Annotated in this window: 19 protein-coding genes; 16 read left to right on the forward strand and 3 right to left on the reverse strand. The window is 71.4% G+C overall.

What is annotated here, in order from left to right; all coding sequences use genetic code 11:
- Nucleotides 1-10: 10 nt before the first annotated feature.
- The 3 genes from E6P78_RS30310 to E6P78_RS30320 form a co-directional block, all read right to left on the reverse strand.
- Nucleotides 11-1,381, reverse strand: coding sequence for a DUF58 domain-containing protein (locus E6P78_RS30310; protein WP_136206848.1), 1,371 nt, complete (start codon nucleotides 1,379-1,381; stop codon nucleotides 11-13).
- A complete protein-coding gene (locus E6P78_RS30315) occupies nucleotides 1,381-2,430 on the reverse strand; it encodes a MoxR family ATPase (RefSeq protein WP_136206832.1) in 1,050 nt (349 codons plus the stop codon). The genes E6P78_RS30310 and E6P78_RS30315 overlap by 1 nt, the downstream gene beginning before the upstream one ends.
- 273 nt (nucleotides 2,431-2,703) lie before the next feature.
- A complete protein-coding gene (locus E6P78_RS30320; protein WP_136206833.1) occupies nucleotides 2,704-3,255 on the reverse strand; it encodes a carbonic anhydrase in 552 nt (183 codons plus the stop codon).
- Between the two features lie 378 nt (nucleotides 3,256-3,633).
- Here E6P78_RS30320 and rsmH point away from each other — a divergent pair, with 378 nt between their 5' ends.
- The 16 genes from rsmH (at nucleotide 3,634) to E6P78_RS30400 (ending at nucleotide 21,482) form a co-directional block, all read left to right on the forward strand.
- On the forward strand, nucleotides 3,634-4,599 hold the full coding sequence (rsmH, locus tag E6P78_RS30325; RefSeq protein WP_136206834.1) for a 16S rRNA (cytosine(1402)-N(4))-methyltransferase RsmH: 966 nt from the start codon (nucleotides 3,634-3,636) through the stop codon (nucleotides 4,597-4,599).
- A 97-nt stretch (nucleotides 4,600-4,696) separates the two neighbouring features.
- A complete protein-coding gene (locus E6P78_RS30330) occupies nucleotides 4,697-5,194 on the forward strand; it encodes a cell division protein FtsL (protein WP_136206849.1) in 498 nt (165 codons plus the stop codon).
- A 4-nt stretch (nucleotides 5,195-5,198) separates the two neighbouring features.
- A complete protein-coding gene (locus E6P78_RS30335; protein WP_136206835.1) occupies nucleotides 5,199-7,184 on the forward strand; it encodes a penicillin-binding protein 2 in 1,986 nt (661 codons plus the stop codon).
- Between the two features lie 17 nt (nucleotides 7,185-7,201).
- Nucleotides 7,202-8,920, forward strand: coding sequence for a UDP-N-acetylmuramoyl-L-alanyl-D-glutamate--2,6-diaminopimelate ligase (locus E6P78_RS30340; RefSeq protein WP_136206836.1), 1,719 nt, complete (start codon nucleotides 7,202-7,204; stop codon nucleotides 8,918-8,920).
- Between the two features lie 4 nt (nucleotides 8,921-8,924).
- Nucleotides 8,925-10,331 (forward strand): UDP-N-acetylmuramoyl-tripeptide--D-alanyl-D-alanine ligase, encoded by a 1,407-nt coding sequence (gene murF / locus E6P78_RS30345; protein ID WP_136206837.1) that lies wholly within the window; start codon nucleotides 8,925-8,927, stop codon nucleotides 10,329-10,331.
- Nucleotides 10,328-11,398 (forward strand): phospho-N-acetylmuramoyl-pentapeptide-transferase, encoded by a 1,071-nt coding sequence (gene mraY, locus E6P78_RS30350; RefSeq protein WP_136206838.1) that lies wholly within the window; start codon nucleotides 10,328-10,330, stop codon nucleotides 11,396-11,398. The genes murF and mraY overlap by 4 nt, the downstream gene beginning before the upstream one ends.
- Nucleotides 11,395-12,822: a UDP-N-acetylmuramoyl-L-alanine--D-glutamate ligase gene (gene murD / locus E6P78_RS30355; RefSeq protein ID WP_136206850.1), complete on the forward strand. Its 1,428-nt coding sequence runs from the start codon at nucleotides 11,395-11,397 to the stop codon at nucleotides 12,820-12,822. Before mraY ends, murD begins: the two co-directional genes overlap by 4 nt.
- A gap of 112 nt (nucleotides 12,823-12,934) precedes the next feature.
- Nucleotides 12,935-14,269 (forward strand): putative lipid II flippase FtsW, encoded by a 1,335-nt coding sequence (ftsW, locus tag E6P78_RS30360; protein WP_136206839.1) that lies wholly within the window; start codon nucleotides 12,935-12,937, stop codon nucleotides 14,267-14,269.
- 6 nt (nucleotides 14,270-14,275) lie between these two features.
- Nucleotides 14,276-15,370 (forward strand): undecaprenyldiphospho-muramoylpentapeptide beta-N-acetylglucosaminyltransferase, encoded by a 1,095-nt coding sequence (murG, locus tag E6P78_RS30365; protein WP_136206840.1) that lies wholly within the window; start codon nucleotides 14,276-14,278, stop codon nucleotides 15,368-15,370.
- A 51-nt stretch (nucleotides 15,371-15,421) separates the two neighbouring features.
- The gene (locus E6P78_RS30370; protein WP_136206841.1) at nucleotides 15,422-16,216 is read left to right on the forward strand and encodes an FtsQ-type POTRA domain-containing protein; all 795 of its coding nucleotides are present in this window, start codon (nucleotides 15,422-15,424) and stop codon (nucleotides 16,214-16,216) included.
- 276 nt (nucleotides 16,217-16,492) lie between these two features.
- The gene (gene ftsZ / locus E6P78_RS30375) at nucleotides 16,493-17,710 is read left to right on the forward strand and encodes a cell division protein FtsZ (RefSeq protein ID WP_136206842.1); all 1,218 of its coding nucleotides are present in this window, start codon (nucleotides 16,493-16,495) and stop codon (nucleotides 17,708-17,710) included.
- A 17-nt stretch (nucleotides 17,711-17,727) separates the two neighbouring features.
- Nucleotides 17,728-18,465 (forward strand): peptidoglycan editing factor PgeF, encoded by a 738-nt coding sequence (gene pgeF, locus E6P78_RS30380; protein ID WP_136206843.1) that lies wholly within the window; start codon nucleotides 17,728-17,730, stop codon nucleotides 18,463-18,465.
- 6 nt (nucleotides 18,466-18,471) lie between these two features.
- A complete protein-coding gene (locus E6P78_RS30385; RefSeq protein ID WP_136206844.1) occupies nucleotides 18,472-19,191 on the forward strand; it encodes a YggS family pyridoxal phosphate-dependent enzyme in 720 nt (239 codons plus the stop codon).
- Between the two features lie 125 nt (nucleotides 19,192-19,316).
- The gene (gene sepF, locus E6P78_RS30390; protein ID WP_136206845.1) at nucleotides 19,317-19,934 is read left to right on the forward strand and encodes a cell division protein SepF; all 618 of its coding nucleotides are present in this window, start codon (nucleotides 19,317-19,319) and stop codon (nucleotides 19,932-19,934) included.
- A gap of 71 nt (nucleotides 19,935-20,005) precedes the next feature.
- Nucleotides 20,006-20,290, forward strand: coding sequence for a YggT family protein (locus E6P78_RS30395; protein WP_018518688.1), 285 nt, complete (start codon nucleotides 20,006-20,008; stop codon nucleotides 20,288-20,290).
- A 49-nt stretch (nucleotides 20,291-20,339) separates the two neighbouring features.
- Nucleotides 20,340-21,482, forward strand: a complete 1,143-nt coding sequence (locus E6P78_RS30400) for a DivIVA domain-containing protein (RefSeq protein WP_136206846.1) — start codon at nucleotides 20,340-20,342, stop codon at nucleotides 21,480-21,482.
- The last annotated feature ends 49 nt before the right edge of the window (nucleotides 21,483-21,531 follow it).

Here is a 21,531-nt window from a genome sequence, read left to right on the forward strand (position 1 = left end):
GACCGCCCCCTCATGACCAACCCCCGGAGAATCCCGCCGTGCCGCCCGCCGCGCCGGAACCGGCGGCCGCACCGTGGCGGCCCGCCTGCTGCCACAGCGCGGTCAGCTCGGCGCCGGGCTCCACCGGCACCACCGTCCACCCCGACTCGCGCAGCGGCCGCAGCCGCTGCTCGGACGCCGCACGGGTGGCGGGCGACGCGCCGTTCACCCAGGCGCCGCCGTCCAGGACGAAGGCCACGGCCCCGCCGCTGCGCTGCCGCATCCGGGCCGCCACGGCGGCCTGCTCCTCGTCCAGATCGCCGAGGAAGGCGATCAGCAGCCCCTCGTCGCCCCCGCGCAGCACGTCGTAGGCGCGGGAGAGGCCCCCGCCGTCGGAGTGCTCGACGACCGCGAGGGCGTCCATCATCAGCCCGGCGGAGTCGGCCGTGTCCTGGGTGGCGCCGGCGAAGCCGCCCCCGTCCTCGCCCGGCACCGCGTTCCCCACGTCGGTGAGCAGCCGGGCCGCGAAGCCGCGCTCCAGCATGTGCACCAGCGCCGAGGCCGCCCCGGAGACGGCCCACTCGAACGCGGAGTCCGGCCCCGCCCCCCGGTAGGCGGTCCGCCGGGTGTCGAGCAGGACCGTGCACCTGGCGCGCTGCGGCTGCTCCTCGCGGCGCACCATCAGCTCGCCGTAACGCGCGGTGGAGCGCCAGTGGACGCGGCGCAGATCGTCCCCGTAGCGGTAGCCGCGCGGGATCACGTCGTCCTCACCTGCCAGCGCGAGCGACCGCTGACGCCCCTCGCCGTACCCCGAGGCCTCGCCCGCCAGCCGTACCGGCGGCAGCGGCTCGGTCCGCGGGACCACGACCAGGGTGTCGTAGGCGCTGAACGAGCGCGTCAGCTCGCACATGCCGAACGGATCGCTCAGCCGCAGTTGCAGCGGGCCGAGCGGGTAGCGCCCGCGCAGGTCGGAGCGCACCCGGTAGGACACCTCGCGCCGCCCGCCCGCCTCCACCCGGTCCAGCACGAACCGGGGGCGCGGCCCGAGCACGTACGGCACCCGGTCCTGGAGCATCAGCAGGCCCGTGGGCAGGCGCGAGACGTTGTCCATGCGCAGATGGACACGGGCCTCGGAACCGGCCGGTACGCGCGACGGGGAGAGCCGGCGGGTGCCCGCGACCCGGTAGCGGGTCCGGTGGAGCACGGTCACGCACACCAGCGGCAGCACGGCGAGCAGCAGACCGACCCGCAGCAGGTCGCCCTGGCCCAGTGCGTAGGCGCAGACCGCCGCGGCGATCCCGGCCGCGAGGAAGGAACGCCCCCGGGTGGTCAGGCCGCCGAGCGCGGCCCGTACACCGCCCTTGTCGTCGCCGTCCATCGCGACGGGCCCCGCCGCGGCCATCACGGCCGCCGGATGCCGGGCTGCTGGGGTCCGCCGTACACCGCGCCCGCCTGAGGGCGCGGTGCGGCGGCGGCCGCTCCGCCCGAGGCCGTGGGCACCGGGGTCTGCCGAAGGATCTCCAGCACGACCTGCTCGGCGCTGCGGCGGTTCAGCTGGGCCTGCGCGGTGGGCAGCAGCCGGTGGGCGAGCACCGCCACGGCCAGGGCCTGCACATCGTCCGGCAGGCAGTAGTCCCGGCCGCTCAGCGCGGCGGACGCCTTGGCGGCGCGCAGCAGGTGCAGCGTGGCGCGCGGCGAGGCGCCGAGCCGGAGATCCGGGTGGTTGCGGGTGGCACCGACGAGCTGGACCGCGTACCTGCGGACGGCCTCGGCGACGTGGACCGTCCGCACCGCGTCGATGAGCTTGACGATGTCGTGCGCCTGGGCCACCGGCTGGAGGTCGTCCAGGGGGGAGAGCCCGCCGTGCACGTCGAGCATCCGCAGTTCGGCCTCCGCGGAGGGATAGCCGATCGACACCCGGGCCATGAACCGGTCGCGCTGGGCCTCGGGCAGCGGATACGTGCCCTCCATCTCCACCGGGTTCTGCGTGGCCACGACCATGAAGGGGTCGGGCAGCTCGTAGGTGTGCCCGTCGATGGTGACCTGGCGCTCCTCCATCGACTCCAGCAGCGCGGACTGGGTCTTGGGCGAGGCGCGGTTGATCTCGTCGCCGATCACCACCTGGGCGAAGATCGCGCCCGGCTTGAACTCGAAGTCCCGGCGCTGCTGGTCGTAGATCGACACCCCGGTGATGTCCGAGGGCAGCAGGTCGGGCGTGAACTGGATGCGGCGCACCGAGCAGTCGATGGACCTGGCCAGCGCCTTGGCCAGCATGGTCTTGCCGACGCCGGGGACGTCCTCGATCAGCAGGTGCCCCTCCGCGAGCAGCACGGTCAGCGAAAGCCGTACGACCTCTGGCTTGCCCTCGATCACGGCCTCCACCGACCTGCGCACCCGCTCGGCGGTGCTGGTCAGATCTGTGAGGCTCGCTCGATCGTCATAGGTCGTCACCCGGCCCTCCTCGGCCCTGCCCCACGCTCACCAGGAGCACGGGATTCCCCAGTCACGGGCCGACGCCCTCGTGCGGCCCGGCCCTCCCCGAAATGCGGACACCGCGCCGGACGACGAGGTCCGGCGGGGTGTCACTCACGCATTCTTGTTGCCGTTACCGCTTCGTGTCACTCGCCTGTGGACAACCAGGGGCGATATGTCGGATTGGGTGAGGATTTCGTCACCGGAAGGTGTTCGTCCGACACCTTCCGGCGACCCGGCCGCACGGCCGGGTCAGGAAGCCGGAAGGATCTCGCGCAGCTTGCCGGTGGTCACGTCGAAGACGAAACCGCGCACGTCGTCGGTGTGCTTGAGGAACGGCGAGGTACGCGCGCGCTGCATCGACTGCCGCACGTCCTGGTCGGCGTCGGTGTAGGACTCCACGGCCCAGGACGGCCGCTGGCCGACCTCCATCTCCAGCTCCTGGCGGAAGTCCTCCGTGATCGCCTCCATGCCGCAGCCCGTGTGGTGGATCAGGATGATGCTGCGGGTGCCGAGCGCCCGCTGACTGATCGCGAGCGAACGGATGACGTCGTCGGTGACCACGCCGCCCGCGTTGCGGATGGTGTGACAGTCGCCCAGTGACAGGCCGAGAGCCTTGTGCAGGTCGAGCCGGGCGTCCATACAGGCGACCACGGCGACCTGGAGCACCGGCTTGGCGTCCATCCCGGGGTCCTTGAACTCTGCTGCGTAACGGCCGTTCGCCTCGACCAGACGGTCGGTGACCGTACCGCCGTCGGCGGCTGGGGCAGAGGGCTCGGCGGGGGAGTGCGCGGAAGTCGACATGGACAAGACGTTAGCCCCCGTCACCGGCCGGGACGGGAGGGGGAAGCGGACAAAAAACGTCAACAGTGCTTGTTGTGAGGTAATCCACAAGCCTTCCCACGGTGGTCCGGTCGGGTGAATGCGCGTCGGCCGACGCGCTGCCGGGTTGATTGATCGGGAATCGATCGAGTGGCAGGGTGGACTAAAGTGACGGGAAGTTACCGACACCCTGCACATTTCGAACTTCTCCCCGTGTGCGCGGCGTACGTACGGCCCGGCCCTCTCCCGCTCGCCGGTCGGCTGACGCCCCTTCCCCGGCGCCGGCGGACCTCCCCTTCGCGAGCGGGCGGGGACCAGGCCGTACGTCCCGCCACCCGGGACCTGAGCCTGAGAGGGCGCATGAGCCAGACCCGACACGTCCCGGTGATGCTCCAGCGATGCCTGGACCTGTTGGCACCGGCTCTGGAGGCGCCCGGCCCCCAGCCCCCCGTGGTCGTCGACTGCACCCTCGGCCTCGGCGGACACAGCGAGGCGCTCCTCGCCGCCTTCCCGACCGCCCGGCTGATCGCCCTGGACCGGGACAAGGAGGCCCTCCGGCTCTCCGGCGAACGGCTCGCCCCCTACGGCGACCGCGCCACCCTGGTGCACGCCGTCTACGACGAACTGCCCGAGGTGCTCGACCGGCTCGGCATCCCCAAGGTGCAGGGCGTCCTGTTCGACCTGGGCGTCTCCTCCATGCAGCTGGACGAGGCCGACCGCGGCTTCGCGTACGCCCGTGACGCACCGCTCGACATGCGCATGGACCAGACGACCGGCATCGGCGCCGCCGAGGTCCTCAACACCTACCCGCCGGGCGAGCTGGTGCGCATCCTGCGCGCGTACGGCGAGGAGAAGCAGGCCAAGCGGATCGTCTCCGCCGTCGTGCGCGAGCGCGAGAAGGAGCCCTTCAGCAACAGCGCCCGGCTCGTCGAGCTGATCCGCGAAGCCCTGCCGCAGGCCGCCATGCGTACCGGCGGCAACCCCGCCAAGCGCACCTTCCAGGCCCTGCGCATCGAGGTCAACGGGGAGCTCACGGTGCTGGAGCGGGCCATCCCGGCCGCCGTCCGGAGCCTCGCCGTCGGCGGCCGCATCGCGGTCCTGTCGTACCAGTCGCTGGAGGACCGGCTGGTCAAGCAGGTCCTCGCGGCCGGCGCCGCCAACACCGCGCCGCCCGGCCTGCCCGTCGTCCCCGAGCGCTACCAGCCCCGGCTGAAGCTCCTCACCCGGGGCGCCGAACTCCCCACCGAGGAGGAGGTCGCCGAGAACCGGCGGGCCGCCCCCGCCCGGCTGCGCGGCGCCCAGCGCATCCGCGAGGACGAGCGATGAGCGGCCGGCGCCCGGCCGCCCGCGCCGGGGACGGAGCGGTGCGGTGAGCAAACCGGCCGGGCAGCTGAAAGGACGCGCCGCACGGCTCACCCGGCTGATGCCCGCCGGGCCGAGCAACGCGGCCCGCACCCCGTTCGTCCTGCTGGTCGTTCTGCTCCTGGGCGGCGGCCTGATCACCCTGCTGCTGCTCAACTCCGCGCTCAACGAAGGATCGTTCAGGCTGAGCGAGCTGAAGAAGCGGACCACCGAGCTCACCGACGAGCAGCAGTCCCTCCAGCACGACGTCGACGCCTCCTTCGAGCCCGACGCCCTGGCGCGCCGGGCCCGCGAGCTGGGCATGGTCCCCGGCGGCAGCCCCGCCTTCCTCGACCCGGCCGGCAAGGTCCGGGGGGTGCCCTCCAAGGCCGCGCCCGCCCCGGTCGTCGCGCCCCCGCCGACCACCCCCGTGCCGGCCACACCGTCGCCCGCGGCCCCGCCCACCCCCGCGGCCACCACCCCCGCGGCCACCAACCCCGCGTTCGGTACCGCGGTTCCGGATACGTCCACGGCCTCCGGCGCACCGGCGGCACAGCCCTCCACGAGCCCCGGCAGGTGACCGAGTGCCCTCCAAGCAACCACCGCGCCGCCGGGTCCCCGGCCCCGCGCGCCCCCGCAACGCCTCCGCATCCGGCCGCCCCCGCCCCGAGCAGCGGCGGCGCGGCACGTCCGGTGCCCCGCGTGGGCGGACACCGCGCGGCCGCTCCGGCCGGCCGCTGCGGCTGGGCAGCCCGCGCCCGAGACTGCGGCTGGTCAGCCTCGCCCTGACGCTCGTCATGATCGCGTTCGTCGTCCGGCTCCTCCAGGTCCAGGCCGTCGACGCCCACGCGTACGCCGCCAAGGCCGAGGAGAACCGCTACCTGAGCTACACCGTCGCCGCGGAACGCGGTGAGATCACCGACCGCGGCGGCATCGCGCTGGCCACCAGCGTCGACGCGTACGACATCACGGCCGACCCCAAGATGTTCACACCGGCCGAGAGCAAGGCGCCCGACGCCCCCCAGCAGGCCGCCGCCCTCCTCGCGCCCATCCTCGGCGTCGACGCGGCCGACCTGACGAAGAGGCTCTCCAAGCCCAAGAGCCGCTACGCGGTCCTGGCCCGCAGGCAGACCCCGCAGGTCTGGAAGCAGATCAAGGACCTCAAGGCCGTCTTCGCCGAGAAGGCCGCGAAGGACAAGGCGGCCGGCGGCCCCGGCGCCAACGTGCTGGCCGGCGTCTTCCAGGAGGCGACCACCAAGCGCGTCTACCCCAACGGCCCCCTGGCCGCCGGGATACTGGGTTACGTCAACGCCGAGGGCAAGGGCGCGGGCGGCCTCGAATCGCAGCTGGACAAGGAGCTCGCGGGCGAGGACGGCACGATCAAGTACGCCCAGTCCGGCGGCCGCCGGGTGCCCACCGCGGGCACCAAGGAGGTGCCGGCGGTCGCCGGTTCGGACATCGAGCTGACCATCGACCGCGACATCCAGTGGGCGGCTCAGAAGGCGATCTCCGACCAGGTCGAGAAGTCCAAGGCCGACCGCGGGTACGTCATCGTGCAGAACACCCGCACCGGCGAGGTCCTCGCCATGGCCAACGCCCCGGGCTTCGACCCCAACGACCTCTCCCAGGCCGACGCCGCCTCCCTGGGCAACGCGGCCCTCCAGGACGTCTACGAGCCCGGCTCCACCAGCAAGGTGATGTCCATGGCCGCCGTGCTGGAGGAGGGCGTCGCCACCCCCGGTACGCACGTCACGGTCCCCAACCGGCTGCACCGGGGCGACCGGCTCTTCAAGGACGACATCGACCACGCCACGTGGTACCTGACGCTCAACGGCGTACTCGCCAAGTCCAGCAACATCGGGACCATCCTGGCCACCGGCCAGCTCGGCAGGACGCAGGCCGAGGCGAACAAGGTGCTGTACTCCTATCTGAGGAAATTCGGCATCGGATCGCCCACCGGCCTCGGCTACCCCGGCGAGACCCCCGGCATCCTCGCCAAGCCGCAGGACTGGTCGACCTCGCAGCAGTACACGATCCCCTTCGGACAGGGCCTCTCCCTCAACGCCATGCAGGCCGCCTCGATCTACTCGACGATCGCCAACGGCGGCGTCCGGATCGAACCGACCCTCGTACGCGGCACCAGGGGCGCCGACGGCCGCTTCACCCCGGCCGAGGCCCCCGAACAGACCAGGGTGGTCAGCGAGAAGACCGCGAAGACGCTCGCCACCATGCTCGAATCGGTGGTCGGCGACGAGGAGGGCACCGGCACGAAGGCCAAGATCCCCGGCTACCGGGTCGCGGGCAAGACCGGCACCGCCAACCGGGTCGACCCGGTGCGCGGCGGCTACCACGGCTACACCGCGTCCTTCGCCGGCTTCGCACCCGCCGACGACCCCCAGATCACCGTCTACTGCGCCATCCAGAACCCCACCAAGGGCAGCTACTTCGGCGGCCAGATCTGCGGCCCCATCTACAAGCAGGTCATGGAATTCGCCCTCAAGACGCTGCAGACCCCCCCGTCCGGCAGCGAGCCGGCCAGGCTGCCGGTGTCCTACCAACCCGGCGAGTGAACTCGCGGAGACCACCAGTGACAACCATCACCCCCGATCCCGGGAACCGGAACGGGAACCCCCGCACCCCGGGCCCCTCACTTCGCGAGAGGCCGGGTGCGCCCGGTACGCTCGCCGCCGTGCCCCACGCTGAACAGTCCCGAACGACCCAGAAGGACGCGCCTGTGAACTACCCGGGAGCGCCCCGCCCGGATCGGCTGCGGCCGACCTCCATCGGAGAGCTGGCGGCCCGACTGGGAGCCGAACCGCCGGGCACCGGCGACGTCACCGGCATCACCCACGACTCCCGTGCCGTACGCCCCGGAGACCTGTACGCGGCCCTGCCGGGCGCCCGCCTGCACGGCGCCGACTTCGCCGCCCAGGCGGCCGGCCTCGGCGCGGCGGCCATCCTCACCGACCCGTCGGGCGCCGAGCGCGCCCGGGCCACCGGGGTGCCGGTGCTGGTCACCGACGACCCGCGCGGCCGGATGGGCGAACTCGCCGCCGAGATCTACGGCCGCCCCGGCACCGGTCTCCTCCAGATCGGCATCACCGGCACCTCCGGCAAGACCACCACCGCCTACCTCGTGGAGGGCGGCTTCCGCGGCGCCGGGCGCAGCACGGGCCTCATCGGCACGGTGGAGATGCGCATCGGCGACGAGCGCATCAAGTCCGAGCGCACCACGCCGGAAGCCACCGACCTGCAGGCCCTGTTCGCGGTCATGCGCGAACGCGGCGCCGACGCCGTGACCATGGAGGTCTCCAGCCACGCCCTGGTCCTCGGCCGGGTCGACGGCTGCGTCTTCGACGTCGCCGTCTTCAACAACCTCAGCCCGGAGCACATGGAGTTCCACTCCGGCATGGAGGACTACTTCCAGGCCAAGGCGCGGCTGTTCACCCCGCAGCGCAGCAGGCAGGGCGTCGTCAACTACGACGACGAGTACGGCCGCAGGCTCATCACCGAGGCGTCCGTGCCCATCACCACCTTCTCCGCCGAGGGCCACCCGGACGCCGACTGGCGGGCCGAGGACGTCGTCGTCGGCCAGCTCGGCTCGACCTTCACCGTCGTCGGCCCCAAGGGCGAGCGGGCCACCGCCAAGGCCCCGCTGCCCGGCCCGTTCAACGTCGCCAACACCCTGGCCGCGATCGTCACCCTCGCCGTCGCAGGCATCGACCCGCAGACCGCGGCCGACGGTGTCGCGTCCGTGCCCGGAGTGCCCGGCCGGCTGGAGCGCGTCGACGCCGGACAGCCCTACCTCGCGCTCGTCGACTACGCGCACAAGACCGACGCCGTCGAGTCCGTGCTGCGCGCCCTGCGCAAGGTCACCAAGGGCAGGCTGCACATCGTCCTCGGCTGCGGCGGCGACCGCGACACGACCAAACGCGGCCCGATGGGCGCCGCCGCGGCCCGGCTCGCCGACACCGCCGTACTGACCTCCGACAACCCCCGCTCCGAGGACCCGCTCGGCATCCTCGCCGCCATGCTCGCCGGCGCCGCCGAGGTCCCCGTCCACGAACGAGGTGACGTCCTGGTCGACGCCGACCGGGCCGCGGCCGTCGCCGCCGCCGTCGGCCGCGCCGAGCCCGGCGACACCGTGCTCATCGCCGGCAAGGGCCACGAGCAGGGCCAGGACATCCACGGCGTCGTCCGCCCCTTCGACGACCGGGTGGTCCTGCGCGCGGCCATCGAGCGGTCCCTGGGGCACGAGAGCGCCACCCCCCGTGCCTCCACCCACGAGAACAACAGTCAGGGATGACCAAGTGATCGCCCTTTCCCTCGCCGAGATCGCCGAAATCGTCGGCGGGCAGACGCACGACATACCGAATCCGGCGGCAACCGTCAGCGGGCCGGTCGTCATCGACTCCCGGAAGGTGACCCCGGGCTGCCTCTTCGTCGCCTTCGCCGGCGAACGGGCCGACGGCCACGACTACGCCGAGCGCGCCGTCGAGGCGGGCGCGGCCCTCGTCCTGGCCACCCGCCCGGTCGGCGTCCCCGCGATCGTCGTGGACGACGTGGTGGCGGCCCTCGGCGCGCTCTCCCGCGCCGTCGTCGCCCGTCTCGGCGCCACCGTCGTCGCCCTCACCGGCTCCGCGGGCAAGACCTCCACCAAGGACCTCATCGCGCAGCTCCTGGAGCGCAAGGGGCCCACCGTCTACCCGGAGGGCAACCTCAACAACGAGATCGGCCTCCCGCTCACCGCGCTGCGCGCCACCGACGAGACCCGGCACCTGGTCCTCGAAATGGGCGCCCGCTACATCGGCGACATCCGCTACCTCACCGGACTCGTCCCGCCGCGCATCGGCCTCGTGCTCAACGTCGGCAGCGCGCACATCGGCGAGTTCGGCGGCAAGGAGCAGATCGCGCAGGCCAAGGGCGAGATGGTCGAGTCGCTGCCCGAGGACGGCGTCGCCGTGCTGAACGCCGACGACCCCCTCGTACGCGCCATGGCCTCCCGCACCAAGGCCCGGGTGGTGCTCTTCGGCGAAGCCGCGGATGCGGACGTACGGGGTGAGAACGTCCACCTCACCGACGACGGACGCCCCGCGTTCCGGCTCCACACACCCACCGGGTGCAGCGATGTGACCATGCGCCTGTACGGTGAGCACCACGTGTCGAACGCGCTCGCCGCGGCCGCCGTCGCCCATGAGCTGGGCCTGTCCGCAGACGAGATCGCCGAAGCGCTCTCCGAGGCGGGCACCCTCTCCCGCTGGCGCATGGAGGTCACCGAGCGTCCGGACGGCGTGACGTTCGTCAATGACGCCTACAACGCCAACCCCGAATCCATGAAGGCCGCGCTGCGCGCGCTGGTCGCCATGGGGAAGGGGCGTCGTACGTGGGCGGTGCTCGGCCTCATGGCCGAGCTCGGCGACGCCTCGCTCGCCGAGCACGACGCGGTCGGACGGCTCGCCGTCCGGCTCAACGTCAGCAAGCTCGTCGCGGTCGGGGGCAGAGAAGCCTCCTGGCTGCAACTGGGCGCATACAACGAGGGTTCGTGGGGTGAGGAGTCGGTGCACGTGTCCGACGCACAGGCTGCCGTCGACCTGTTGCGCAGGGAACTGCGCCCGGGAGACGTCGTGCTGGTGAAGGCGTCCCGGTCGGTCGGCCTGGAGCAGGTCGTAACGGCACTGCTGGAGAACGCGACCGAGGGCGAGGTCGCGGGCCGATGAGGCAGATCCTCTTCGCGGGAGCCATCGGGCTCTTCCTGACCCTGGTCGGCACTCCGCTGCTGATCAAGCTCCTGGCCCGCAAGGGATACGGGCAGTTCATCCGGGACGACGGGCCGCGCACGCACGGCTCCAAGAAGGGCACGCCCACGATGGGCGGCATCGCCTTCATCCTGGCGACGCTCATCGCGTACTTCCTGGCGAAGGTGATCACCGGCGAGGAGATGCGCTTCTCCGGTTTGCTGGTCCTCTTCCTGATGGCCGGCATGGGTCTCGTCGGCTTCCTCGACGACTACATCAAGATCGTCAAGCAGCGCTCGCTCGGTCTGCGGGCGAAGGCGAAGATGGCCGGCCAGCTGATAGTCGGGATCGCCTTCGCGGTGCTCTCGCTCCAGTTCGCCGACGCCCGGGGCAACACCCCGGCGTCCACCAAGCTCTCCTTCGTCGAGGACTTCGGCTGGTCGGTCGGCCCGGTGATCTTCGTGGTCTGGGCCCTCTTCATGATTCTCGCCATGTCCAACGGCGTGAACCTGACGGACGGTCTGGACGGCCTCGCCACCGGTGCGTCGGTGATGGTCTTCGGCGCGTACACCTTCATCGGGCTCTGGCAGTTCCAGGAGTCCTGCGCCAACGCCAACACCCTCACCAATCCGAGCGCCTGTTTCGAAGTGCGCGATCCGCTCGACCTCGCGGTCGTGGCCTCCGCGCTGATGGGCTCCTGCTTCGGCTTCCTGTGGTGGAACACCTCCCCGGCCAAGATCTTCATGGGGGACACCGGTTCGCTCGCCCTCGGCGGCGCGCTCGCGGGACTCGCGATCTGCTCCCGCACCGAGTTCCTGATGGCGGTGCTCGGCGGCCTCTTCGTGATGATCACGATGTCCGTCGTCATCCAGGTCGGCTCGTTCAAGATGACCGGCAGGCGCGTCTTCCGCATGGCCCCACTCCAGCACCACTTCGAACTCAAGGGGTGGTCCGAAGTCCTTGTCGTGGTCCGCTTCTGGATCATCCAGGGCATGTGCGTGATCGTCGGACTCGGCCTCTTCTACGCAGGATGGGCAGCCAAGAAGTGAGCAACGCGGACTGGCAGGGCAAGCACGTCACGGTCGCCGGACTCGGGGTCTCCGGAGTCCCGGCGGCCCGGGTGCTGCACGGCCTCGGCGCCGTCGTCACCGTCGTCAACGACGGGGACGACGAGCGCTCGCGCGCCCAGGCCGCCGAGCTGGAGGCGCAGGGCATCACCGTGCGCCTCGGCGACGGCGACACCCTGCCCGCGTCCACCGAACTCGTCGTCACCGCCCCCGGCTGGAAGCCCGGCAAGCCGCTGTTCGCAGCGGCCGCCGACGCGGGCGTCCCGGTCTGGGGCGACGTCGAACTCGCCTGGCGTCTGCGCGGGCGGGACGGCAAGGAACCAGCACCCTGGCTCGCGGTCACCGGCACCAACGGCAAGACCACGACGGTGCGGATGCTCGCCTCCATCCTGGAGGCCGCCGGGCTGCGCACCGCCGCCGTCGGCAACATCGGCGTCTCCCTCCTGGACGCCGTGGCCGGCGAGCAGACGTACGACGTGCTCGCCGTCGAACTCTCCAGCTACCAGCTGCACTGGGCGCCCTCGCTGCGCGCCCACTCCGCCGCCGTGCTCAACCTGGCCCCCGACCACCTCGACTGGCACGGCTCCATGGAGGCGTACGCCGCCGACAAGGGCCGGATCTACGAGGGCAACCGGGTCGCCTGCGTCTACAACGCCGCGGACCGCGCCACCGAGGACCTGGTGCGCGAGGCGGACGTCGAGGAGGGGTGCCGGGCCATCGGCTTCACCCTCGCCACCCCCGGGCCCTCGCAGCTCGGCGTGGTCGACGGCATCCTCGTGGACCGGGCCTTCGTGCAGAACCGGCAGAAGCAGGCCCAGGAGCTCGCCGAGGTCGCCGACGTCAACCCGCCGGCCCCGCACAACATCGCCAACGCCCTCGCCGCCGCCGCCCTGGCCCGCGCCTTCGGCGTCGAGCCCGCCGCCGTGCGCGACGGGCTGCGCAACTTCCGCCCCGACCCGCACCGCATCGAGCACGTCGCGGACGTCGACCGGGTCGCGTACGTGGACGACTCCAAGGCCACCAACACGCACGCCGCCGAAGCCTCCCTCGCCGCCTACGACTCCATCGTCTGGATCGCCGGCGGCCTGGCCAAGGGCGCCACGTTCGACGAGCTGGTGACCGGCTGTGCCGAGCGCCTGCGGGGCGTCGTGCTGATGGGCGCGGACCGGGCCCTGATCCGCGAAGCCCTCGCGCGACACGCCCCCGAGGTCCCGGTGGTCGACCTCGACCGGACCGACACTGGGGCGATGTCCGAGGCGGTCCGCGAGGCGGCACGGCTCGCCCGGCCGGGAGACACCGTACTGATGGCCCCGGCCTGCGCCTCCATGGACATGTTCGTCAACTACAACAAGCGGGGCGAGGCCTTCGCGGACGCCGTCCGCGCACGCGCCGCCGAGAGCGCCTGACGGGCCCGGCCGCCGCGCCGTACCGTCCCGGGCCACCGGGGCGCGTACGGCTGTGCCGGGGCGGGGCCTCGGCACCGGAGCCCCGGGCACGAGCAGTGGAGGGGACAGGGACATGCCGGCCGAAGAGAGCTTGCGCGTACGGCCCGCCGCCAAGGCCCGGCGCCCCGCGGCGGTACGCGCCCGGAGCACGGGCAGCCCCCGCAGCCCCCGCGGCGGCGGTGCACGGCGGCTGTACGAGCAGGCACGGCGGGCCTGGGACCGCCCGCTGACGGCGTACTACGTGATCCTGGGCGCGGGGCTCCTGATCACCGTGCTCGGCCTGGTGATGGTCTACTCCGCCTCGATGATCAAGGCCCTGGAACTCGGCAAGCCGGGCACCTACTTCTTCCGCAAGCAGTTCCTGGCCGCCGTGATCGGGGCCGGGCTGATGGCGATCGCCGCCCGGATGCCGGTCAAACTGCACCGGGCGCTGGCCTACCCGCTGCTCATGGGCGCCGTCTTCCTGATGGTGCTGGTCCAGGTGCCGGGGATAGGGATGTCGGTCAACGGCAACCGCAACTGGCTCTACCTGGGCGGCCCCTTCCAGCTCCAGCCCAGCGAGTTCGGCAAGCTGGCCCTCGTGCTGTGGGGGGCGGACCTGCTCGCCCGCAAACAGGACAAGCGGCTGCTGGCCCAGTGGAAGCACATGCTCGTGCCACTGGTCCCGGTCGCCTTCATGCTGCTCGGGCTGATCATGCTCGGCGGCGACATGGGCACTGCGATCATTCTCACGGCCATCCTCTTCGGACTGCTCTGGCTGGCCGGTGCGCCGACCCGGCTGTTCGCCGGAGTGCTCGCCACCGCCGGACTCATCGGCTTCCTGCTGATCAAGACCAGCCCCAACCGGATGTCCCGGCTGGACTGCATGGGGGCCAGCGAACCCGGCCCCGGCGGCTCGTGCTGGCAGGCCGTGCACGGCATCTATGCTCTGGCGTCGGGCGGATGGTTCGGATCGGGGCTCGGCGCAAGTGTGGAAAAATGGGGTCAACTTCCCGAACCCCACACGGACTTCATCTTCGCCATCACCGGGGAGGAACTGGGGTTGGCGGGGACGCTGTCGGTAGTCGCCCTCTTCGCGGCTCTAGGCTATGCGGGTATCCGCGTGGCGGGACGCACGGAGGACCCCTTCGTGAGGTACGCAGCGGGAGGTGTGACCACCTGGATCACGGCGCAGGCCGTGATCAACATCGGTGCGGTGCTCGGCCTGCTGCCGATCGCCGGTGTCCCGCTCCCGCTGTTCTCCTACGGGGGGTCGGCCCTGCTGCCGACCATGTTCGCCGTCGGGCTGCTGATCGCGTTCGCGCGGGACGAGCCCGCCGCGAAGGCGGCCCTGGCCGTGCGGAGGCCCGGGGTGAGATGGAAGACGATGAGACGGCGCGTCAAGAAGCGTCCGTCCGGAGAGCGGTGAATTTCGGTGCATGTCGTACTCGCCGGCGGGGGGACCGCCGGCCACATCGAGCCCGCGCTTGCCCTCGCAGACGCCCTGCGCAGGCAGGACCCGAGCGTGGGGATCACCGCTCTCGGCACGGAGCGCGGACTCGAGACCAGGCTCGTACCCGAGCGGGGGTACGAACTCGCCCTGATCCCGGCCGTACCGCTGCCGCGCAAGCCGACCCCCGAACTCATCACCGTCCCGGGCCGGCTGCGCGGCACCATCAAGGCCGCCGAGCAGATCCTCGAACGCACCAGGGCCGACTGCGTGGTCGGCTTCGGTGGTTACGTCGCCCTGCCCGGCTACCTGGCCGCCAAGCGCGCCGGCGTCCCGATCGTGGTCCACGAGGCCAACGCCCGCCCAGGCCTGGCCAACAAGATCGGCTCGCGGTACGCGCACGGCGTCGCCGTCTCCACGCCCGAGAGCAAGCTGCGCGGCGCCCGCTACATCGGCATCCCGCTGCGCCGCACCATCGCCACCCTGGACCGGGCCCGGGTACGCCCCGAGGCGCGCGCCGCGTTCGGCCTCGACCCCAACCTCCCGACGCTGCTGGTCTCCGGCGGCTCGCAGGGCGCCCGCCACCTCAACGAGGTGGTCCAGCGGGTCGCGCCGCTGCTCCAGCGCTCCGGCATCCAGATCCTGCACGTGGTCGGCCCGAAGAACGAATTGCCGCGCGTGGACAACATGCCGGGGATGCCCCCCTACATCCCGGTACCGTACGTGGACCGGATGGATCTCGCGTACGCCGCGGCCGACATGATGCTCTGCCGTGCGGGCGCGATGACCGTCGCCGAACTCTCCGCCGTCGGGCTGCCCGCCGCCTACGTCCCGTTGCCCATCGGCAACGGCGAACAGCGGCTGAACGCCCAGCCGGTGGTCAACGCCGGCGGCGGCCTGCTGGTGGACGACGCCGCGCTCACCCCCGAGTGGGTGCAGGGCAACGTCCTGCCGGTGCTGTCCGATCCGCACCGATTGTATGAAATGTCCCGCGCCGCCGCGGAGTTCGGCCGCCGGGACGCCGACGATCTTCTGGTCGGCATGGTGTACGAGGCGATTGCCGCACGTCGTAACGCGTGAGGCGGGCGGGTCCGGGGGCGATGGCCCCCGGACCCGGCATAAGGAGCGAGCGTGGCCGGACCGACGACCGCCCAGCGCGGTGCAGGGAAGCAGGAGGACGCCCCGGACCGGCCGCCGCGCCCACGCGCCGAGGGGCGCCGTATTTCCCGGCGCCGACTGCTGATCCTGATCGCCGCGGCCGTGCTGCTGCTCGGCTCCGGCGCCGTCTGGGCGCTCTACGGCTCTTCCTGGCTCCGGGTCGAACAGGTCAGGATCACCGGGGTCCGAGTGCTGACGCCGGCCCAGGTGGAGAACGCGGCCCGGGTACCGATGGGTTCCCCGCTCGTATCCGTGGACACCGGCGCGATCGAGAAAAGGTTGCGCCAGAAGTTGCCTCGTATCGACTCGGTGGATGTCGTACGGTCATGGCCGCACGGCATCGGACTTAAGGTGACCGAGCGAAATCCGGTCCTTTTGGTGAAAAAGGGCGCAAAGTTCATTGAAGTGGACGCCAAGGGTGTGCGTTTCGCCACGGTGGACAAGGCGCCCGGGCGCGTGCCTCTGCTGGAGACGGCCACTGGCCGGTCCGCGAGCCTGCGCCGTTTCGGGGCCGACCGGCTGGTGCGGGAAGCGGTCCGGGTCGCGGGCGATCTCCCGGGTGGCGTCGCCGAGGACACCCGCGTCGTGCGGGTCGCCTCCTACGACGCCATCTCCCTGGAGCTCACCGGGGACCGCACGGTGATCTGGGGAAGTGGTGAACAGGGTGCGGTGAAGGCGAAAGTTCTCACCGCTCTCATGAAAGCCGCCCCCAAAGCGGGACACTTCGACGTGAGTGCACCCACCGCTCCCGCGGTGTCGGGTAGTTGACGCGTATTCGGCCTGGCCAGCACCCTGGTTGGTCAGCGCTACGGGTGATCACATAGGGTGAAAAGAAAAACGGGAGGTTCGGCGTGTTCGTTGAACGGGCGCCACTTGTCGACTTAGTGTCCTGTTCGGAAGAGTCCATGAAGCAGACACACTGGTAACCCTAAACTTCAGCGTTAGGGTTTGGGTCGGCGTTCGGACCGTCCCAATCGGCATCCGTCGTCGCGGCGGGATCACCGCGAAGCGACGACACGTAACTCGAGGCGAGAGGCCTTCGACGTGGCAGCACCGCAGAACTACCTCGCAGTCATCAAGGTCATCGGTGTCGGCGGCGGTGGTGTCAATGCCATCAACCGAATGATCGAGGTCGGTCTCAAGGGCGTCGAGTTCATCGCGATCAACACGGATGCGCAAGCCCTGTTGATGAGCGACGCCGACGTCAAGCTCGACGTCGGCCGTGAACTCACCCGCGGCCTCGGCGCCGGGGCGAACCCGGCCGTCGGTCGTAAGGCGGCAGAGGACCACCGTGAGGAGATCGAGGAGGTCCTCAAGGGGGCCGACATGGTCTTCGTCACCGCAGGCGAAGGCGGCGGCACCGGTACCGGTGGCGCACCCGTCGTCGCGAACATCGCGCGCTCGCTCGGCGCCCTGACGATCGGTGTGGTCACCCGCCCGTTCACCTTCGAGGGCAGGCGTCGTGCGAACCAGGCGGAGGACGGCATCGCCGAACTCCGCGAAGAGGTCGACACCCTCATCGTCATTCCCAACGACCGGCTGCTCTCCATCTCGGACCGCCAGGTCAGCGTGCTCGACGCGTTCAAGTCGGCCGACCAGGTGCTGCTCTCGGGTGTCCAGGGCATCACCGACCTCATCACCACCCCGGGTCTGATCAACCTCGACTTCGCCGACGTCAAGTCGGTCATGTCCGAGGCCGGATCGGCGCTCATGGGGATCGGCTCGGCCCGCGGCGACGACCGCGCGGTGGCCGCCGCGGAGATGGCGATCTCCTCGCCGCTCCTGGAGGCGTCCATCGACGGCGCCCGCGGTGTCCTGCTCTCCATCTCCGGCGGCAGCGACCTCGGTCTCTTCGAGATCAACGAGGCCGCCCAGCTGGTGAGCGAGGCGGCACACCCCGAGGCGAACATCATCTTCGGCGCGGTCATCGACGACGCGCTGGGCGACGAGGTGCGGGTCACCGTCATCGCGGCGGGCTTCGACGGCGGGCAGCCGCCGGCCCGGCGGGAGATCGTCCTGGGCGCGAACAGCGCCAAGCGCGAGGAGCCGGCCCCGCCGGTCCGGGCCGCCGAGCCCGTGCGCCAGTCGGGCGGACTGGGCTCCGTGCCCCCGCGCGAGGAACCGTCGGTCCAGGCCGAGCCGGCGTCGGTGGCGGGCGAAACCCACCTGCCGCCGGTCGTCGCGCCGCCGCACGTCCCGCCGGCCCGTCCCTACCAGGACTCCCAGGCCGAAGAGCTGGACGTACCGGACTTCTTGAAGTGATAGGTCCGCATGACGCAGTGAGCTCGAAGGTTTCTGTCTTTTCGCGGGGCGGCGCTCACTTCTCCTTCACCGACAGGTGGGGCGGGGTGAGCGCCGCTCCGTACGCGGAGCTCAACCTCGGCGGCGCGGTCGGTGACGACCCCGCCGCCGTTCTCGCCAACCGGGAGCGGGCCGCGCGCGCCCGGGGGCTCGATCCGGCACGGGTCGTCTGGATGAACCAGGTCCACGGCCGCGATGTGGCCGTGGTCGACGGACCCTGGGGCGACGCCCCGGAAATCCCCGCAGTGGACGCGGTGGTGACGGCGCGGCGCGGGCTCCCGCTCGCCGTTCTGACCGCCGACTGCACCCCCGTCCTGCTCGCCGACCCGGTCGCCGGCGTCGTCGCGGCGGCGCACGCGGGCCGGCCGGGGCTGGTCGCCGGAGTCGTACCGGCCGCGGTCGGGGCCATGGTCCGGCTCGGCGCGGAGGTCTCCCGGATCAGCGCCCACACCGGGCCCGCCGTCTGCGGACGGTGCTACGAGGTGCCGGCCACGATGCGGGACGAGGTCGCCGCGCGTGTGCCCGGCTCCTGGTCCGAGACCAGTTGGGGCACCCCGGCGGTGGACGTCACCGCCGGAGTCCACGCCCAGCTGGCGGCCCTCGGCGTCACCGACCGGCACCTGTCGCCCTTCTGCACCCTCGAATCGGGCGACCACTTCTCGTACCGACGCGACCGCACCACCGGGCGGCTCGCCGGATATGTCTGGCTGGACTGATAGGGCATGACAGAACGTAAGGAACAACTCGCCGCGAATCTGGCGCGGGTGGAGGAACGGATCGTTTCCGCCTGTGCCGCGGCCGGCCGCGAGCGGGACGAGGTGACCCTCGTCGTGGTCACCAAGACCTACCCCGCGAGCGATGTGCGGATTCTGCACGGACTCGGTGTGCGTCAGGTCGCGGAGAACCGCGACCAGGACGCCGCCCCCAAAGCCGCCGCCTGTACGGATCTGTCCCTCTCCTGGCACTTTGTCGGTCAATTGCAGACCAACAAGGTGCGTTCTGTGGCGAGTTATGCCGATGTCGTGCAGTCGGTGGACCGTACGAAGCTGGTGACCGCGCTCTCGGCGGCGGCCGAACGCGGCGGCCGTGAACTCGGCTGCCTCCTCCAGGTCGCGCTCGACGCGGAGAGCGGCGAGCGGGGGGCCCGCGGCGGTGTCGCCCCCGACGGAATCGAGGAGTTGGCCGACGCGGTCGCCGCCGCGCCCGGCCTGCGGCTGGACGGTCTGATGACCGTCGCGCCGCTCGCCGGACCGTACGCCGGGCGGCAACGGGCGGCGTTCGACCGGCTGATGGAATTCTCATCCCGGCTGCGCGGGAACCATCCGGCTGCGAACATGGTCTCCGCAGGGATGAGTGCGGACCTCGAGGACGCGATCGCGGCCGGAGCGACACATGTGCGCGTCGGTACTGCGGTACTCGGAGTCCGCCCCGGGCTCGGGTAACGTCGCCAAGCAAGTCGGACCACAGCAGAAAATATGGTCATTACCGCCTATGGCGGGCAGGCCGGAGTGGATCGCGGGCACTTGGTGACAGATGCCGATCCACCACAGAGCGGAGGACTCAGAGCATGGCCGGCGCGATGCGCAAGATGGCGGTCTACCTCGGCCTCGTGGAGGACGATGGGTACGACGGCCCGGGGTTCGACCCCGACGACGAATTCGAACCCGAGCCGGAGCCCGAGCGAGACCGGCGCCGGCACCAGCCCGCACATCAGGTGGAGCGCGACCGGGAGCGTGACGAACCGGTTCGGGCGGTGCAGCCCCCGGCCCAGCGGGAGCCGGTCCAGATCCCGGTGGAGCGTGAGCGACCCGCCCGGATCGCACCCGTGGCATCCATCACACCTGAACGTCCGAACATGGAGAAGAACGCACCGGTGATCATGCCCAAGGTCGTGTCCGAGCGGGAGCCCTACCGGATCACCACGCTGCACCCCAGGACCTACAACGAGGCCCGTACCATCGGGGAACACTTCCGTGAGGGCACCCCGGTGATCATGAATCTCACGGAGATGGACGACACGGACGCAAAGCGACTTGTCGACTTTGCCGCGGGACTCGTCTTCGGTCTCCATGGCAGCATTGAGCGAGTGACACAGAAGGTGTTCCTGTTGTCGCCTGCTAACGTCGATGTCACGGCGGAGGACAAGGCCCGCATCGCAGAGGGCGGATTCTTCAACCAGAGCTGAGAACACGACACCGGGAACAACCCGGCCGCGAGGCCGGAGCTACGAGAGCCAGGGGAGAGGGAAGCGCGAGGATGGGCGTCGCTCAAAGTGTTGTCTACATCGCGTTGATGTGTTTCCTCATCGTGCTGATCTTCCGGCTCGTCATGGACTACGTCTTCCAGTTCGCACGTTCATGGCAACCGGGCAAGCCGATGGTGGTGGTCCTGGAGACCACTTACACGGTCACCGATCCACCGCTCAAGCTCCTGCGGCGGTTCATCCCGCCGCTGCGTCTCGGGGGCGTGGCACTCGACCTGTCCTTCTTCGTTCTGATGATCATCGTTTCCATCCTGATCAGCATCGTGACCAGGCTGTGAGCGATACGGTCTTGCCGACTGCCGACGACTACGTAGAGGTGAAGAAGAGATGCCGCTGACTCCCGAGGATGTGCGGAACAAGCAGTTCACGACAGTCCGCCTCCGAGAGGGCTACGACGAGGACGAGGTCGATGCCTTCCTCGACGAGGTCGAGTCGGAGCTGACCCGCCTGCTCCGTGAGAACGAGGACCTGCGCGCCAAGCTGGCCGCCGCCACGCGTGCCGCCGCGCAGAACCAGCAGCAGCAGGGCATGCGCAAGCCGCCCGAGCAGCAGGACCGGCCGGGGGCCCCGGTGCCCGCCGCCATATCGGGCCCGCCGGTCCAGCAGCAGCCCCCGCAGATGGGTCCCCCCCAGCTGCCCGGTGGTGCTCCGCAGCTGCCCGCCGGTCCCAGCGGTCACGGTCCCCAGGGTCCGCACGGCCCCGGTCCGCAGGGCCCGCACGGCCCCGGCCCGATGCAGGGTGGTCCCATGGGCGGCCCGATGGGCGGCCCCATGGGCGGTCACAACCCGCAGCAGCAGCAGATGCAGCAGATGCAGCAGCCGCCGCAGATGCAGCAGCAGGGCCCCGGCGGCGACAGCGCCGCCCGTGTCCTGTCCCTCGCCCAGCAGACCGCCGACCAGGCGATCGCGGAGGCCCGTTCCGAGGCCAACAAGATCGTCGGCGAGGCCCGCAGCCGCGCCGAGGGCCTGGAGCGGGACGCCCGCGCCAAGGCGGACGCGCTGGAGCGGGACGCGCAGGAGAAGCACCGCGTGGCGATGGGCTCGCTGGAGTCGGCCCGCGCGACGCTGGAGCGCAAGGTCGAGGACCTGCGGGGCTTCGAGCGCGAGTACCGGACCCGTCTGAAGTCCTACCTGGAGAGCCAGCTGCGTCAGCTGGAGACCCAGGCCGACGACTCGCTGGCTCCGCCGCGGACCCCTGCGGCCGCGTCGCTGCCGCCGTCGCCCTCGCTGGCTCCGGCCGGTGCGGGTGCCATGGGGCACCCCATGGGCGGCAGCCACGGCAGCCACGGCAACCAGCCGATGGGCGGCAACCCGTCCATGGGCGGTGGCCCCTCCTACGGCGGTCAGCAGCAGATGTCCCCGGCGATGACGCAGCCGATGGCGCCGGTGCGGCCGCAGGCGCCGCAGCCGATGCAGCAGCAGGCGCCGTCGCCCATGCGGGGGTTTCTGATCGACGAGGACGACAACTGAGCGGGGCGCGCTCGTTGAGCGCGTAGCCGTCGGCAGGCAAAGGGCCGGG

It is taken from the genome of Streptomyces sp. A0958 (assembly GCF_004795035.1).
Taxonomy (GTDB): domain Bacteria; phylum Actinomycetota; class Actinomycetes; order Streptomycetales; family Streptomycetaceae; genus Streptomyces.